Below are 14,359 nucleotides of genomic sequence, written 5' to 3'. Positions count from 1 at the left end.
AAGTCCTTTGCATCTGTAAAGGACTTTTTTTATACTTAAATGATTATATAAAGAAGTGGTGGTATTTTTGAATACAAATAAATTGTCAGTACGGTTGGCAACAGTGGCTAAATATGTGGCGAAAGGGGCAACCATTGCGGATATTGGCTCCGATCATGCGTATTTGCCTTGTTACTTAGCGAAGAATGCGGGCATTCGATTTGCGATTGCGGGTGAAGTGGCAGCTGGCCCCTTTCAATCGGCTGAAAAGAATGTTTTGTCAGAAGGGCTATCTGATACTATTTCTGTACGGATGGGTGACGGTCTTGAAGTGATTCAGCCGGGAGAAGTAGATTGCATTACCATCGCCGGCATGGGCGGTGCTTTAATTACAAGTATTTTAGAAAATGGCAAAGACAAGCTGGGTTCGGTCAAGCGGCTTGTGTTACAGCCGAATATTAGTGCGATATCGATTCGAAACTGGCTTTTAGCAAACAACTGGGAGCTTGTTGACGAAGAAATAATCGAGGAGGATGGAAAGATTTACGAGATATTAATAGCTGAAAAAGGAGACCCTGACAAGCCATATAAGACGAATAAAGATATGGGACTTTTACTAGGACCATTCCTTGTGAAAAACCAAGATGCGGCCTTCCGGAAGAAATGGACAGCAGAAAAGAAAAATTGGCAGCGCATATACGGGGCACTTGAGGGGGCAGCCGAAACAGCTGAAACAATCGAAAAGAAACAAGAGCTATTGAATAAGATAAAACTCATAGAGGAGGCTTTGAAAAATGAAGAATCCTAATGGCCATGAAATCATTCAACTTTTCGAACAGTTTTCACCGAAGGGTTTGGCGATGGAGGGTGACAAAATTGGTTTACAAATCGGACGTTTAAATAAGAAGGTTGAACGGGTTATGATCGCCCTTGATGTGCTCGAAAATGTAATCGACGAAGCAATCGAAAAAAATGTGCAGCTGATAATTGCCCATCATCCGATCATTTATCGCCCGCTTAAAAATTTACTGACCGATACGGTTCAAGGAAAAATGATAGAAAAATTAGTTAAACACGATATCGCTGTCTATGCAGCGCATACAAACCTTGATGTCGCAAAGGGCGGGATGAACGATTTACTGGCAGCGGCTCTAGATTTAGAAGGTGCAGAGGTACTTGTCCCTACTTTTGATACAAAGCTAAAGAAATTAGTTGTTTATGTCCCAGCTAGTCATTCAGAAGAGATTAGACAGGTCTTGGGCGATGCAGGAGCAGGCTTTATCGGCAATTACAGCCATTGTTCGTTCACAGCAACTGGGACTGGGCGGTTTCTGCCGGGTGAGCAAACTAATCCATTTTTGGGGACAGCTGGACAGTTGGAGGAAGTGGATGAAGTGCGGATTGAGACCATTGTTCCCGAGTCTCTTCTGAAGAAGACGATTACGGCAATGATTAAAGCACATCCATATGAGGAGGTTGCGTATGATGTGTATGCACTCGAAAATAAGGGGGAAGTTCTTGGGCTTGGCAGAATCGGGAGAGTCGAGGAAATGACCTTAGCTGAATTCGCGGAAAAGGTGAAGATAGCACTAGAAGTGGATAAAGTCCGGGTAGTGGGCGATTTAGCCGCAAAGGTAAAAAAGGTTGCTGTTTTAGGCGGGGATGGTAATAAATATTTCATGAATGCCAAATTTAAAGGGGCAGATGTCTATGTGACAGGAGATATTTATTACCACACCGCACATGATGCGATGATGCAAGGCTTGAACATGATTGATCCGGGCCATAATGTCGAAAAAGTGATGAAAAAAGGGTTGACCGCTACCTTACAAAAAATGTGCCAGGAATCAGGCTATAAAGTGGAGATTTTTCCTTCTGAAGTCAATACCGAACCTTTTCAATTTATATAAAACAAAAAGAACCGGTCTACCATTTAGACGCGGTTCTTTTTGTTATTTTATTCTGCTGCCTTTTTCACTTTAGGTAAAATCCTGCTTAATTGGACCTTTTTGCTAAGTTCCCAGGTTGCTTCATTATTTGGGTCGAATTGTTCAAGGAATGTAATGACTTCCTTTGTTATTGGTGTTGGAGTTGATGCTCCTGATGTAACAGCAACATATTGGGCATCCTTAATCCAATCAATTTTTAATTCGGTAATATCAGCGATGCGGTAGGCCTTTGTTCCGGCAATTTCCTCCGAAACCTGGGCAAGTCGATTAGAATTATTACTCATTGGATCGCCGACGACAATTGTCACATCTGCTTCGGTTGCTTGTTCCGCAACTGCTTCTTGACGGATTTGGGTCGCATGGCAAATTTCATTATAAACTTCCACATGTGGATACTTTTCCTGGACTTTTTTCATCGTATCGGAGACATCCCATTGACTCATGGTAGTCTGGTTAGTAACAATAAGATTTTCACTTTCAACCGTTAACGCTTCAACATCATTTGGGGTTTCAACCAAATGAACCATACCCGGTGCTACACCAACAGCTCCTTCTGGTTCTGGATGTCCCTTTTTCCCGATATAGATAACTTGAAAACCTTGTTTTGTTTTCTCTTCAATCAGGTCATGGGTTCTGGTCACATCCGGACATGTGGCATCAATTGTTACCAGACCTTTGGTTTTCGCGAGCTCGCGGACTTCTGGAGATATTCCATGGGCAGTGAAAATTACGGTCCCGCTATCGACTTTATCGAGAATATCCTTGCGGTTTTTGCCGTCAAGGGTAATAATTCCTTCTTCCTCGAAAGCATCGGTTACATGTTTATTATGAACAATCATACCTAAAATATAGATTGGGCGCGGCAGAGATTTATCTAATGCGGCATTTCTTGCGATGACCATTGCATCGACAACACCGTAACAGTACCCGCGTGGAGAGATTTTAATTATTTGCATATATGAAGTCCCCCTATAAGACATTGTTTACTAGTCTACATATGTATTATATAAAACTAATAGGTATATTACAAAGATACAATTTTTCTTAAATAATTTGAACAAATAGAAAGAATGCTGCGGGGACACAGCATTCTTCTCTTATATATACATTTTAGGAACGGACCTTCCTTTTGGGGATGGGCTCCTTTTATGTGAACTTGACGGCTTCCTTCTTCTGTCAGTACTTGACCGTTGACTGCTTATTTTGGAACTTGTTTGTGGTCTTTTCTGGCCGGTTTTTTTCCGTGAGGTTCTGTTTTCTGATGACTCTTCAATCATTATGGCTGTATCCTTTTTATTTTTTTCATCAGATTCTTCTACCGTACCTTTTGCATTTTTGAAGCCTTTATATAGCCTCCACATGGCAGGAAGATTTCTGACCATTGGGCCATACTGCTGAATCATCGGACCAATTGACTGTGCTGTCTTCAACACATTCTGGGTATTATTCAGAAATCCTGATATTCCTGCGGGGTTAGCTAAGGATTTGAGTAAGCCGCCTCCTCCTGAGGCCGCTCTTCCGGCACCCTGCATACCCATTAGTCCACCCGGGCCGCCGCCGGCTCGCGCTCCTCCGCCGAGAAGTCTCGAAAATAAGCCGCCGCCTCCTGAAGCCGCTCTTCCGGCACCCTGCATACCCATTAGACCACCCGGACCGCCGCCGGCTTGCGCTCCTCCGCCGGCAAGTCTCGAAAGTAAACCGCCGCCGCCCCTGCCCATTTGGCGGCCCATCATTTGCCCCATCATCTGGCCGCCGCCGCCAAATGGACCAGCCCCAGGCCCCATCATCGCTCTTCCGGCCATAGGACCCATTGCTCCTCTTCCTCCAAACAGACCTGCCCCCATCCCACCTTGCATGGGCATTCCTGGTCTTGGCATCATACCTATAACATCCCTTCAAATGAACTTCATACATTAAATTATGCAGATAACCTAATTTGGTTTAGGTATTAAACACAAGAATATAAACAAAATTTGATGTTAAAAAGTGAATTTAAGGTAAAAGATTAGAATAAAAGGATTGTTAGCTGGTGATTTAAGAGAAACTTTACTATAATTACATGATGGAAAGAAAAGTGGAAGCTCTTGCTTAAGGGAAGAAATCAATCCATAATCACTAGATTATTTTAATAATAAGGAGCAATTACATGAAAGAAAATCGTTTTAATCGTTTTAAGTTTCAACCATTTATTATAGAATCCCTAAATAAGTTTGGATTTTATGAGCCGACTGAAATTCAGGAACGGATGATTCCGCTCGTATTAAAAGGGGAAAGTGCGATCGGTCAATCGCAAACTGGAACTGGTAAAACATTTGCCTTTGTTTTGCCAATCCTTGAAAAAATCAATCCGGATAAGCAGGAAGTTCAAGCCGTTATTACTGCACCGACAAGGGAATTAGCGACGCAAATTTATCACCAAATTTTGAAGGTAACAGAACAATGCAGTCCTGAAAGCCCTATAATGACAAGATGCTATGTTGGCGGGACGGACAAGCAGCGGACAATCGAGAAATTAAAGGTACAGCCGCATATTGTCGTTGGGACACCTGGCCGAATTAAAGACCTCATGATCGAGAAGGCTCTTTTTATTCATACCTCGGAAGTTCTTGTTGTCGATGAAGCCGATATGATGCTCGATATGGGATTTATTGAAGATTTGGATCAGGTAGCGGCTAAAATGCCAGAAAACCTGCAGATGCTCGTCTTTTCAGCAACCATTCCGGAAAAATTAAAACCATTTTTAAAAAAATATATGGAAAATCCAAAGACAGTTCAGATTGATTCAAAGAGAAAAGCAGCGGAAAACCTGCAGCATTATCTCCTGCCTTCAAGACATCGTAATAAAAAGCAGCTTGTTCACGATGCGCTAGTACAATACAATCCGTATTTAGCGATTGTGTTTACCAATACCAAAAAAATGGCTGAAGAAGTTGCCGGCTTCTTAAGTGAAAAAGGTTTAAAGGTCGCCCGTGTTCATGGCGATTTAAATCCGCGCGAACGAAAGAAAATGATGAAGCAGATTCAGGATTTGGAATACCAATATATCGTTGCCACCGATCTTGCTTCTAGAGGAATTGATATTGAGGGTGTCAGCCATGTCATTAATTATGAGCTTCCACCAGACTTAGATTTCTATATCCACCGGGTAGGAAGAACGGCACGGGCTGGATACTCAGGGGTTGCACTTACGGTTTATGAACTTTCCGATGAAGACGCCTTAAATCGTTTAGAAAAAATGGGTATTCAATTTCAGTATGTTGATCTCAAAAAGGATGGATTTGTTGAGGCAGATGAAAGAAATAAAAGAAAGACCCGCGTAAGGAAAGAGGATGATGCGGAAAGATTAGCCAAATCAATGGTTAAGAAACCGCAAAAAGTAAAGCCGGGCTATAAAAAGAAAATGCAATGGGAAATGGATAAAATTAAAAAACGGAAGCGGAGAATCGATCAGAGAAAAAAATAAGCGGCAGCAGGGAGAGAATAAAATGTTAAAAATAGGCTCACACGTGTCTATGAGCGGAAAAGATATGCTTCTCGCAGCAAGTCATGAGGCGGTATCATACGGTGCTAATACATTTATGGTCTATACGGGTGCACCGCAAAACACAAGAAGAAAGAAAATTGAAGACTTGAATATTGAGGCCGGGCAAAGGCATATGGAGGAAAACGGGATTTCAGAAATTGTTGTGCACGCTCCCTATATTATCAATATCGGAAATACTACCAATCCAGATACGTTTGACTTGGGGGTAAGATTCCTTCGCAGTGAAATTGAAAGAACTGAGGCGATTGGTGCAAAGCAAATTGTCCTGCACCCTGGTGCCCATGTAGGTGCCGGTACAGAGGCCGGAATTAAGAGAATTATTGAAGGCTTAAATGAAGTTTTAACTGGCAAGGAGCAGCTGCAAATCGCCTTGGAAACAATGGCTGGGAAAGGTTCGGAGTGTGGTAAATCATTTGAGGAATTGGCAATGATTATCGACGGTGTTAACTTTAGTGACAAACTCTCTGTTTGTTTCGACACCTGTCATACCCATGATGCTGGTTATAACATTGTCGAGGACTTCGACGGTGTCTTAAATGAGTTTGATAAAATTATTGGCATAGAGAAGCTTAAGGTGCTCCATATCAATGACAGTAAAAATGCGGTGGGAATGAGAAAGGACCGGCATGAAAATATCGGGTTCGGTCATATTGGATTTAATGCCATCAATTACATTGTTCATCATCCACAGCTGACTGATGTCCCTAAAATCTTAGAAACCCCATACGTTGGCGAGGATAAGAACAATAAAAAAGCACCGTATAAATTTGAAATCGAGATGTTGCGCAATCAGCAGTTCAACGAAGACCTGCTAGATCGAATCATGCAAGGATAAGGAAAAAAGCTGTGCCCAAGGCACAGCTTTTTATTGCTTTGTAAACTGCATAAATAATTTATTTACTTCACGAGCTGTTTCGGGGCCGGCCAATTTGGCGATTTGTTTCACTAATTTGGTCCGCTGTCCGTCATCAAAGATATTGATATTTTTACCTCTTAAGTATTCGGCAATTCTTCTGGCCTGCTGCCGATTAATTGCAACATTAAATTGCTGGGCATACTTTAACAGCTCATCAGCAGTTATCGTGTTAATCTTATGATTAATGATGTTTTCAAATATTTTCACTCTCTCACCACTCCTCCATGCTAATGTATGAGAAAGATTCAGGAGTGTGACAATGGATTATTTGTCTTTAAGCATCTAACAAAAGTCTGTAGCCTTTACAAATTGGATGGGCCTATTGTATACTACTTAAGGTTAAATCGGAATGATTCTTATAATTAAGGGTGAGAGTTCAGCTATGCAACCAATCATTGAAATAAAACAATTGTCATATCGCTATGAAAAGGATACTGTCCTTGAGAATATCAATATGACGATTCCGGATGGTTCTTTCTTGGCCATTGTCGGTCCAAACGGGTCGGGGAAATCGACTTTATTAAAATTAATATTAGGTTTACTAAAGCTGCAAACTGGAGAGATCCATTTATTTGGGAAAGAAATTAGCAAATTTAGGGACTGGCAGCAAGTCGGCTATGTATCACAAAAGGCCAATTCCTTTAACACCGGTTTTCCGGCAACCGTTTTTGAAGTGGTCGCAAGTGGCTTAACAAAAAAATTAGGCCTGTTTACATTTTTTAAAAAGGAACATGAAGTCAAAGTAAATGATGCCTTGGATGCGGTCGGAATGAAAAGGTATAGTAACAGAAATATCGGCGAACTCTCAGGCGGGCAGCAGCAAAGAGTTTTTATTGCCCGTGCCCTTGTGAGTGAACCACGGCTGCTTATACTTGACGAGCCAACTGTCGGCGTTGATGCCGAAAATGTTAATTCTTTTTATCAAATGCTGGGTGATTTAAATACACGCCGCAATATTACCTTGCTATTGGTTACCCATGATATTGGTACAATATCGGATAGGGTCTCACATGTTGCCTGCTTAAATAAATATTTGCATTTTCACGGAGAAACGAATGAATTTGAACAATTTAGAAATGAAGATGTGTCGAAAGTTTATGGTCATGATGTTCATTTGCTTACCCATCACCATGAACACGGGGGTGTTGTAAGATGATTCAGGGACTATTCCATTATGAATTTTTACAAAATGCCTTCCTAACTGGGATTATGATTGGCATCCTTGCCCCATTGCTCGGGGTATTTATCGTGGTCCGAAGATTATCCTTGATTGCCGATGCCCTTAGTCATGTGACGCTTGCCGGTATTGCTGCCAGTCTCCTCATTGAAAGGAGTTTTCCAATAATGTCCGGCTTAAATCCCCTTTACATGGGGATGGTTTTTTCGGTTGGCGGGTCATTGTTTATTGAAAAACTAAGAGCTGTCTATAAGCATTATCAGGAATTGGCGATTCCGATTATCCTTTCTAGCGGCATTGGGCTCGGGGTTATTTTCATTTCGCTGGCAAATGGATTTAATACGGATTTGTTCAGTTATTTATTTGGCAGTGTATCTGCGGTCAGCAGAACCGATTTATGGGTTATTTTTATTATTAGTATCCTTGTTATTATTGTCATAATTTTATTGTACAAAGAGCTGTTTTTACTTTCCTTTGATGAGGAACATGCAAAAGCCTCTGGAATTGCCGCAAAAAGTATTCATTTCATTTTTATTGTCATGGTTGCACTTGTAATTGCAGCTTCAATGCGAATTGTTGGGATTCTTTTGGTTTCTTCTTTAATGACGTTACCAGTGGCAGCAAGTATCCGCCTTGCAAAAGGGTTTAAACAAACGATTTTCTTATCTGTGCTTTTTGGTGAAATTTCCGTTCTTGGAGGCCTTTTCACTGCTTATTATCTTGACCTGGCTCCAGGGGGAACCATCGTCATGCTTGCGGTGCTAATATTAGTACTGGCAATCTTTTATAAAAAAATAATGATTCATAAACAGGTGGATATTGGGGGTGGAGTCAAGTGAATGTGCAGGAGGCTATTCAATATTTAAAAGAACATGGATTTAAGCAGACGGGAAAACGAGAGGATATGCTCCAATTATTCGCAGACAGCGATAAATATTTAACCGCTAAGGATGTCCTTGATCAGTTAAAGGATGATTATCCGGGATTAAGCTTTGATACTATTTATCGCAATCTGACCTTATTTGTTAATATGGGGATTTTAGAAATGACGGAGTTATCAGGCGAAAAGCATTTCCGGTTTACCTGTTCCAGACACCAGCATCATCATCATTTTATCTGCTTAGACTGTGGAAAAACAAAAGAAATTGAAACCTGTCCTATGGATGGATTAAGTGAAAACTTAAAAGGATACGATATTTCCGGACATAAATTTGAAATTTATGGACGCTGTCCGGAATGTTTGTAAAAGAAAACTCGCCAGTTCATTATGAAGTGACCCCAAAAAGTTAGACATTTTATTTTTAGGCAGCTTCTTGGGTTTGAGTTCGGTATTGTACTGGACTCAAACCCTTTAATTTTGCCTTAATACGTTTGTGATTATAATAATGGATATATTTTTCTAGTTCTTGTTTGAAATGATCAACACTCTCAAACTCTTGTGTATATAAAAACTCAGATTTTAAGATCCCAAAGAAGTTCTCCATTACGGCATTATCATAACAGTTTCCTTTACGAGACATACTCTGGGTAAGGTTTCGTTCTTTTAATGCCTTTTGGTATTGGGGCATTCTGTAATGCCATCCTTGATCTGAGTGGATAAGCGGCTTTTCTCCATCTGCTAGTGGTTCTAATGCCTTATCCAGCATTGTTTTAACAAGGGAATATCTAGGTCTCGATGCTAGAGTATAAGTGAGTATTTCACCATTATATAAATCTAACATAGGGGATAAATAAAGCTTTTCCCCAAATAATTTAAACTCTGTAATATCAGTTACCCATTTCTTATTTGGGGTGTCTGCCTCGAAGTTGCGGTTCAAGATATTCGGTGCCGTTTTCCCCACTTCCCCCTTATATGAGCGATATTTTTTCATACGAACAATGCATTTTAGGCCCAGCCCTTTCATCAATCGCTGGACATTTTTATGATTTATCTTATGCCTCTGATTCTTCAATTCAGCTGTAATACGACGGTAACCATAACGCCCTTTATGTTCATGATAAATAGCCTGAATCAATGTTTTTAATTCGGCGTCTTTATCTGGACGATCGAATGTTTTAATCCAGTAATAATATGTACTTCTTTTAATGTCAGCTAGTTCAAGTAATGCACCAACAGGAAATTCTAGCCTTAGTTCAAAAACTACTTTCGCTTTGTCTTGCTTTGTAATTTTTCCTTGCTTTGAACTAAGGCATTCAACTTTTTTAAATAAGCATTCTCCATACGTAAACGTTCTAATTCATTTTGAAGTGCTTCTATCGATCCCTCTGCTGGTGCTTGTTTTTTTGATATTTTTTTAATCTCCTTTTTCATTGACGGCCGCCCCTTTTCTTTTGGTTGTAGGCCATCAAATCCTTCTGTTTCAAAGGCGATTTTCCATTTTCGAAGTGTAGCACTAGATGGAATTTTGAAAATCACCGCAGTTTCCCTGATAGACGTCCCATGTTCATTCATGTAATTAAGTACGTCTAGTTTATACTGTGCCGGGTAGGATGTATAGCGTTTTTCAAAAGCATCTTCCCCAAATTGTTCATAGTGTTTAATCCATTCGTTCAATAAACTATGGTGTACACCGATAGAATTCGCAATTGTTCTTAATCCGTCATTACCATTTATGTATTCTTTAACTGCTTTTAATTTGTCCCCAGGAGAAAATTTCACCATAAAAAAACTGCACCTCCAACTGTTAGTTATGTCTAACAATTGGGGTGCAGCTCATTATTGGCGAGTTTTTTTGTTAAATTAGCATTTCTTGACGATTTTTCTCTTGTTTCAGCCAATTTTCAACCCACAGATTAGCTTCTTTCCAATTATTAACGCGGATGACACCCTTTGGTATCGAATTTTGATTGTAGGGTGTATCAAATAAGATGACCGGAATTTGACACTCTTCATGAATCATCACAGCATTATCGTGTTTATCTTCAAAAAAAATATCCACTTGATGCTTTTTCACTGTTTTCACTTTATTATGGGAGCCGATTAATTCAATGTGATGAAAGGTTAAACCTTTATCAAAGAACCATTTTTCAGTGATTTCAAGTAAATGGGAGGACCGGGCGCTAATAAAAAACAATTCATGGTCTTTTTCCCATTTATGTAAAATTCGTTTTGCTCCAGGCGCAAATGGTGATTCTTGATAAATAGTTGGTTCATTTTCAGCAAACCACTTCGCAAACTCTTCCTCAGAAACATTTACAAAGGGGGTTAATTCATATTGGTCCACGTCCTCGTAGGCAATGTTCATGCCAAAAGCTTTATTTATATAAGGTAATATTGATTTTGGACATGTGACCGTACCATCAATGTCGATTCCAAATCTTTTTCTCATTTGCATGCACACCTTCAAATTGCTTTAGTATTCCCATTAATATTTTACCAAAGACGGGTTATTAATTTGTAGAAAATTTTATCAGGAAAAGAAATTTATCACTAGATAAGATAAACATTAACATCTTTAAAACTCAACAAGAGGCTAACAATAATAAATGCTCCTATTACTGAAAGTGAGGGATTAGGATGGCAGATGAAAGAGACACGAAAGTGCAAGAGGCTCTCCAAAGTGCTGTTATTGGACAAGATATCCCAAATTTCCCTTCTGAATTCAGGGAAGCAACTAGAGAAATTGATCATCCTGATCCAATTCAATCCTCGGCCGATTTAGAAGAAACCACGTTTGGAGCATCCGTTCCAATTAGGGATGCTGCATATAATGAAGATACGGCTGCGGAAATTGGTGCTTCTGTTCCAATCAGGTCTTCAGAATATAACGAAGAAACAGCAGCGGAAATTGCGGCGCCTGTTCCTGTCGTACGAGGAAGGGATCGGGATGACAATAGGGAAAGGGCAGCTGGTGGAACCGGTATGGGGACACTGGCTTTAGCACTTTCGATTTTATCACTGTTTGTGTTGCCTATTCTTTTTGGTGCTGCAGGTATTGTGTTAGGGTTCGTTGCCAGAAGCAGAGGAGCAGCAGGTCTCGGTGCTTGGGCAATCGGAATTGGGGCTTTATCGATTATTGTCGGTATCTTCATTCTTCCGTTCTTTTAACATAATCTGCACGCATAGGAGCAAAAAAGAAACCCGGTACTTTAACCGGGTTTTTTGATACATTATTTTGCAAGTTTCGCTTCTTCTTCCGCTTTCTTTTGGAAATATTCTTCAGCTATTTTATCAATTTCCTTTTTCAATTCCTCAACCATTTCCGCCTCCGGAACCTTGCGGACGATTTCACCTTTTCTAAATAACAAGCCTTCGCCGCGGGCACCAGCGATTCCGATGTCTGCTTCTCTTGCTTCACCAGGACCATTAACGGCACAGCCAAGCACAGAGACTTTAATCGGCGCCTTGACATTTTGAATATATTCTTCGACTTCATTTGCAATGCTAATCAGGTCAATCTCGATGCGACCGCAGGTAGGGCAGGAGATGAGAGTTGCAGCATTAGATGAAAGAGCAAAAATCTTTAAAAGTTCTCTTGCTACTTTTACTTCTTGAACAGGGTCTGCGCTTAGAGAAACCCGAAGCGTGTTTCCAATCCCTTTATTGATGATTGCACCAAGTCCTGCAGCACTTTTTATACTTCCAGAAAAAAGTGTTCCCGATTCAGTAATCCCTAAATGCAATGGATAATCAAAAGCACGGGCAGCCTTATCATAGGCTTCAATCGCAAGGTTTACGTCAGAAGCTTTCATCGACACGATAATGTCATGGAAATCTAAATCTTCGAGAATTTTGATGTGGTGAAGCGCACTCTCGACCATGCCATCTGCTGTTGGATAACCGTATTTTTCTAATATCTTCTTTTCAAGAGAGCCCGCATTTACCCCAATTCTGATCGGGATACCCCGTTCCTTTGCCGCTTTGACGACAGCTTCAACCTTTTCCCGTCTTCCAATATTCCCTGGATTAATTCTAATCTTATCAGCACCGCCCTCAATCGCTTTGAGAGCCAATTTATAATCAAAGTGAATATCAACAACGAGGGGAATATTTATTCTTTTTTTAATTTCTGGGATGGCGTTTGCAGCACGTTCGTCTGGACAGGCAACTCGGACAATTTGACAGCCTGCGTCCTCAAGGCGTTTGATTTCAGCAACAGTTGCCTCAACATCATGCGTTTTAGTGGTTGTCATGCTCTGTATAATTAATTCATTACTCCCGCCAATCGTTAAATTACCAACTTTAATTGGCCGGGTCTTTGTACGATGGGTAATTTCATTCAACTTTTATTCGCTCCTTTAATTGGAATCCGTTAGGATAACAACAATCCGAGTTTATTTTACCAGTCTTTTGCTATCTTTGACAAGAATAAGCGTCCATCCTGTTTATTTTGAGTAATCAGGAAAATGATATGTGGACCCAATTTGAATTTTCTCGGGCGATTGGCTTGGGTTCAATTTTCGAAAGTCGTTGATAAGATCAGTAATCGAAACCGGCAGAGGTTTCTTTAGTTTATGCTCAACAATTGAGATGACCGTTTCACCAGGTTTGACTTTGGCTTCAAAAGAGGGAATGTCAGTTTTGGATTTTACCGTTGTTGTTTCTATCTTTGCATCTACACGCTGCTGTGTAAAAGCAGCTGGAAGCGTGCCAACTGTTAAATCGAAATAAATGACATATATGATTAGAATGGCAAATAAGAACCCAAATAATTGTTTCATCGGACAAGCCTCCAAAAGGGAATGTTTGTACATTCGTATGCTTGTCCATTTTCTAATAGAACAAATAAGCAAAAAAAGCATCCACAAGGGACGCTTATTCAGTTATTTTCTTTTTTGGTTTGGGTATTTCATTAATAGCCAGGTACAAGACGATAATTACGACTAACCAATTGATCATAAAGCTGTTCGGCACGGATGTTTTAATGGCTGCCATAATTGTGAAAAATAACGTAGGCAGGGTTTCGCTGTATGCGGCCATTCGCCACAATTGTCGATAAGTTAACTTTCTTCCTAATAGGTTTTTTAGTACTAATCCAATTATGGCGAGGACGGAAACCTCCACAAAACTGGCTGCACTAGAAACTAAATAGATGAATAAAGAGAGGAGTGGAATGATAATCCCTCTATTTCCCGCTATTGTATCAATAAATTTGAGCAATTCTTCTTTAGAGAAATTTAATCCCTGCAGCATCGCATATGGATAAATATTGCTCTGACCGCCTGCAGCTAGGACAAATTCATCCTTTAACAAGGCAAAAGCATTGCCTTCATTTTCAACATCTGTGTCTGAAATTGTCCCAGTTGGGTCAAGAATAATCGTAAAGTTATCTTGATTACTAGTAACTGGTACTAATGTATCTGCTGTAAGCTGCCCTTTCTTTATTGAAAAGTCAGGTAATTCTTTGCTAATAATGGTTCTAGCGGAATCTATCCCCGTAGTTAGGGCAGTGCTTAAGTAAATTATCGAAGGAAGGATGGAAATCAAAGTTAGAAGGAAGACATATAAAATTGTTTTTCCGATTCCTTGAAAACGAAATAAGGCAATATCCTTTGGAGAATAGATACTCTTAACTAATTGCTTAAAAATATTCATAACAACCACCTCAATATAGATTCACCATTCTATTGTAGCTTTTGTGTAGGTTATACACAAGAATGTCCAATAATTTATGAAACAAAATTCAGTGTTATCCGTAAATAGGTAATGATGAATGAAATATCTCAAAATATATTTAAAAATAAGGCTGTGTTAAAAGCGAATGTTGATTTCCGTTCCAGGCGCTTCGCTTTCCGCGGGGCGGGCGGTGAGCCTCCTCGGCGCTAAAGCGCCTGCGGGGTCTCACCTGTCCCGC

General features: G+C 40.2%; 16 protein-coding genes. 8 read left to right on the top strand and 8 right to left on the bottom strand.

Annotated features, from left to right (window positions below; genetic code table 11):
- The first annotated feature begins 67 nt into the window (after window positions 1-67).
- Window positions 68-787, top strand: a complete 720-nt coding sequence (locus tag ACFVSW_RS10790) for a tRNA (adenine(22)-N(1))-methyltransferase (RefSeq protein ID WP_387315614.1) — start codon at window positions 68-70, stop codon at window positions 785-787.
- Window positions 774-1,889 carry a Nif3-like dinuclear metal center hexameric protein gene (locus ACFVSW_RS10785; protein WP_387315612.1) on the top strand — a complete coding sequence of 372 codons (1,116 nt, stop codon included), beginning with the start codon at window positions 774-776 and terminating at the stop codon, window positions 1,887-1,889. The genes ACFVSW_RS10790 and ACFVSW_RS10785 overlap by 14 nt, the downstream gene beginning before the upstream one ends.
- Window positions 1,890-1,936: 47 nt before the next feature.
- On the opposite strand, the gene ACFVSW_RS10780 is transcribed toward ACFVSW_RS10785, so the two are convergent.
- Entirely contained in the window at window positions 1,937-2,884 is a 948-nt protein-coding gene (locus tag ACFVSW_RS10780; protein WP_387315610.1) for a 4-hydroxy-3-methylbut-2-enyl diphosphate reductase, read from the bottom strand.
- A 141-nt stretch (window positions 2,885-3,025) separates the two neighbouring features.
- Window positions 3,026-3,808: a VrrA/YqfQ family protein gene (gene vrrA / locus ACFVSW_RS10775; RefSeq protein WP_387315608.1), complete on the bottom strand. Its 783-nt coding sequence runs from the start codon at window positions 3,806-3,808 to the stop codon at window positions 3,026-3,028.
- Between the two features lie 266 nt (window positions 3,809-4,074).
- Here vrrA and ACFVSW_RS10770 point away from each other — a divergent pair, with 266 nt between their 5' ends.
- Together ACFVSW_RS10770 and ACFVSW_RS10765 are read left to right on the top strand one after the other, a co-directional pair.
- Window positions 4,075-5,391, top strand: a complete 1,317-nt coding sequence (locus ACFVSW_RS10770) for a DEAD/DEAH box helicase (RefSeq protein ID WP_387315606.1) — start codon at window positions 4,075-4,077, stop codon at window positions 5,389-5,391.
- Window positions 5,392-5,413: 22 nt separating this feature from the next.
- Window positions 5,414-6,307 carry a deoxyribonuclease IV gene (locus ACFVSW_RS10765; protein WP_387315604.1) on the top strand — a complete coding sequence of 298 codons (894 nt, stop codon included), beginning with the start codon at window positions 5,414-5,416 and terminating at the stop codon, window positions 6,305-6,307.
- A gap of 30 nt (window positions 6,308-6,337) precedes the next feature.
- Here ACFVSW_RS10765 and ACFVSW_RS10760 read toward each other — a convergent pair whose 3' ends face one another.
- Complete coding sequence (locus ACFVSW_RS10760; RefSeq protein WP_387315602.1) at window positions 6,338-6,595, bottom strand: DUF2624 domain-containing protein; 258 nt, start codon at window positions 6,593-6,595, stop codon at window positions 6,338-6,340.
- Window positions 6,596-6,770: 175 nt separating this feature from the next.
- Here ACFVSW_RS10760 and ACFVSW_RS10755 point away from each other — a divergent pair, with 175 nt between their 5' ends.
- Genes ACFVSW_RS10755 through zur form a run of 3 tightly spaced genes read left to right on the top strand, consistent with a single transcriptional unit; the run spans window position 6,771 to window position 8,811 of the window.
- Entirely contained in the window at window positions 6,771-7,544 is a 774-nt protein-coding gene (locus tag ACFVSW_RS10755; protein WP_387315599.1) for a metal ABC transporter ATP-binding protein, read from the top strand.
- Window positions 7,541-8,404 (top strand): metal ABC transporter permease, encoded by an 864-nt coding sequence (locus ACFVSW_RS10750; RefSeq protein ID WP_387315597.1) that lies wholly within the window; start codon window positions 7,541-7,543, stop codon window positions 8,402-8,404. Before ACFVSW_RS10755 ends, ACFVSW_RS10750 begins: the two co-directional genes overlap by 4 nt.
- A complete protein-coding gene (gene zur, locus ACFVSW_RS10745) occupies window positions 8,401-8,811 on the top strand; it encodes a zinc uptake transcriptional repressor Zur (protein WP_387315595.1) in 411 nt (136 codons plus the stop codon). Before ACFVSW_RS10750 ends, zur begins: the two co-directional genes overlap by 4 nt.
- A 55-nt stretch (window positions 8,812-8,866) precedes the next feature.
- On the opposite strand, the gene ACFVSW_RS10740 is transcribed toward zur, so the two are convergent.
- Both ACFVSW_RS10740 and ACFVSW_RS10735 read right to left on the bottom strand, forming a co-directional pair.
- Window positions 8,867-10,227, bottom strand: a protein-coding gene (locus tag ACFVSW_RS10740; protein WP_387315593.1) for an IS3 family transposase whose coding sequence is annotated in 2 segments (ribosomal slippage) — window positions 8,867-9,771 and window positions 9,771-10,227 — 1,362 coding nt in all. Because the reading frame shifts where the segments join, the coding sequence is not laid out codon by codon here.
- 73 nt (window positions 10,228-10,300) lie between these two features.
- A complete protein-coding gene (locus ACFVSW_RS10735; RefSeq protein ID WP_387315591.1) occupies window positions 10,301-10,894 on the bottom strand; it encodes a hypothetical protein in 594 nt (197 codons plus the stop codon).
- 362 nt (window positions 10,895-11,256) lie between these two features.
- Between ACFVSW_RS10735 and ACFVSW_RS10730 the strand changes: the two genes are divergently transcribed.
- A complete protein-coding gene (locus ACFVSW_RS10730) occupies window positions 11,257-11,613 on the top strand; it encodes a hypothetical protein (protein ID WP_387316052.1) in 357 nt (118 codons plus the stop codon).
- A 62-nt stretch (window positions 11,614-11,675) separates the two neighbouring features.
- Here the strand turns inward: ACFVSW_RS10730 and ispG are convergent, their stop codons facing one another.
- The 3 genes from ispG to ACFVSW_RS10715 all read right to left on the bottom strand — a co-directional run bounded on the left by ispG (window position 11,676) and on the right by ACFVSW_RS10715 (window position 14,100).
- Window positions 11,676-12,779 (bottom strand): flavodoxin-dependent (E)-4-hydroxy-3-methylbut-2-enyl-diphosphate synthase, encoded by a 1,104-nt coding sequence (ispG, locus tag ACFVSW_RS10725; protein WP_387316051.1) that lies wholly within the window; start codon window positions 12,777-12,779, stop codon window positions 11,676-11,678.
- Window positions 12,780-12,890: 111 nt separating this feature from the next.
- Complete coding sequence (locus tag ACFVSW_RS10720) at window positions 12,891-13,226, bottom strand: hypothetical protein (RefSeq protein ID WP_387315590.1); 336 nt, start codon at window positions 13,224-13,226, stop codon at window positions 12,891-12,893.
- Window positions 13,227-13,320: 94 nt separating this feature from the next.
- Window positions 13,321-14,100: a DUF1189 domain-containing protein gene (locus ACFVSW_RS10715; protein ID WP_387315588.1), complete on the bottom strand. Its 780-nt coding sequence runs from the start codon at window positions 14,098-14,100 to the stop codon at window positions 13,321-13,323.
- Window positions 14,101-14,359: the final 259 nt, after the last annotated feature.

The sequence above is a fragment of the Neobacillus sp. NPDC058068 genome (genome assembly GCF_042885335.1).
Taxonomy (GTDB): Bacteria; Bacillota; Bacilli; order Bacillales; family Cytobacillaceae; genus Neobacillus.
The sequence above is the reverse complement of the archived record's forward strand: the minus strand, read 5'-3'. Positions and strand labels throughout refer to the sequence as shown.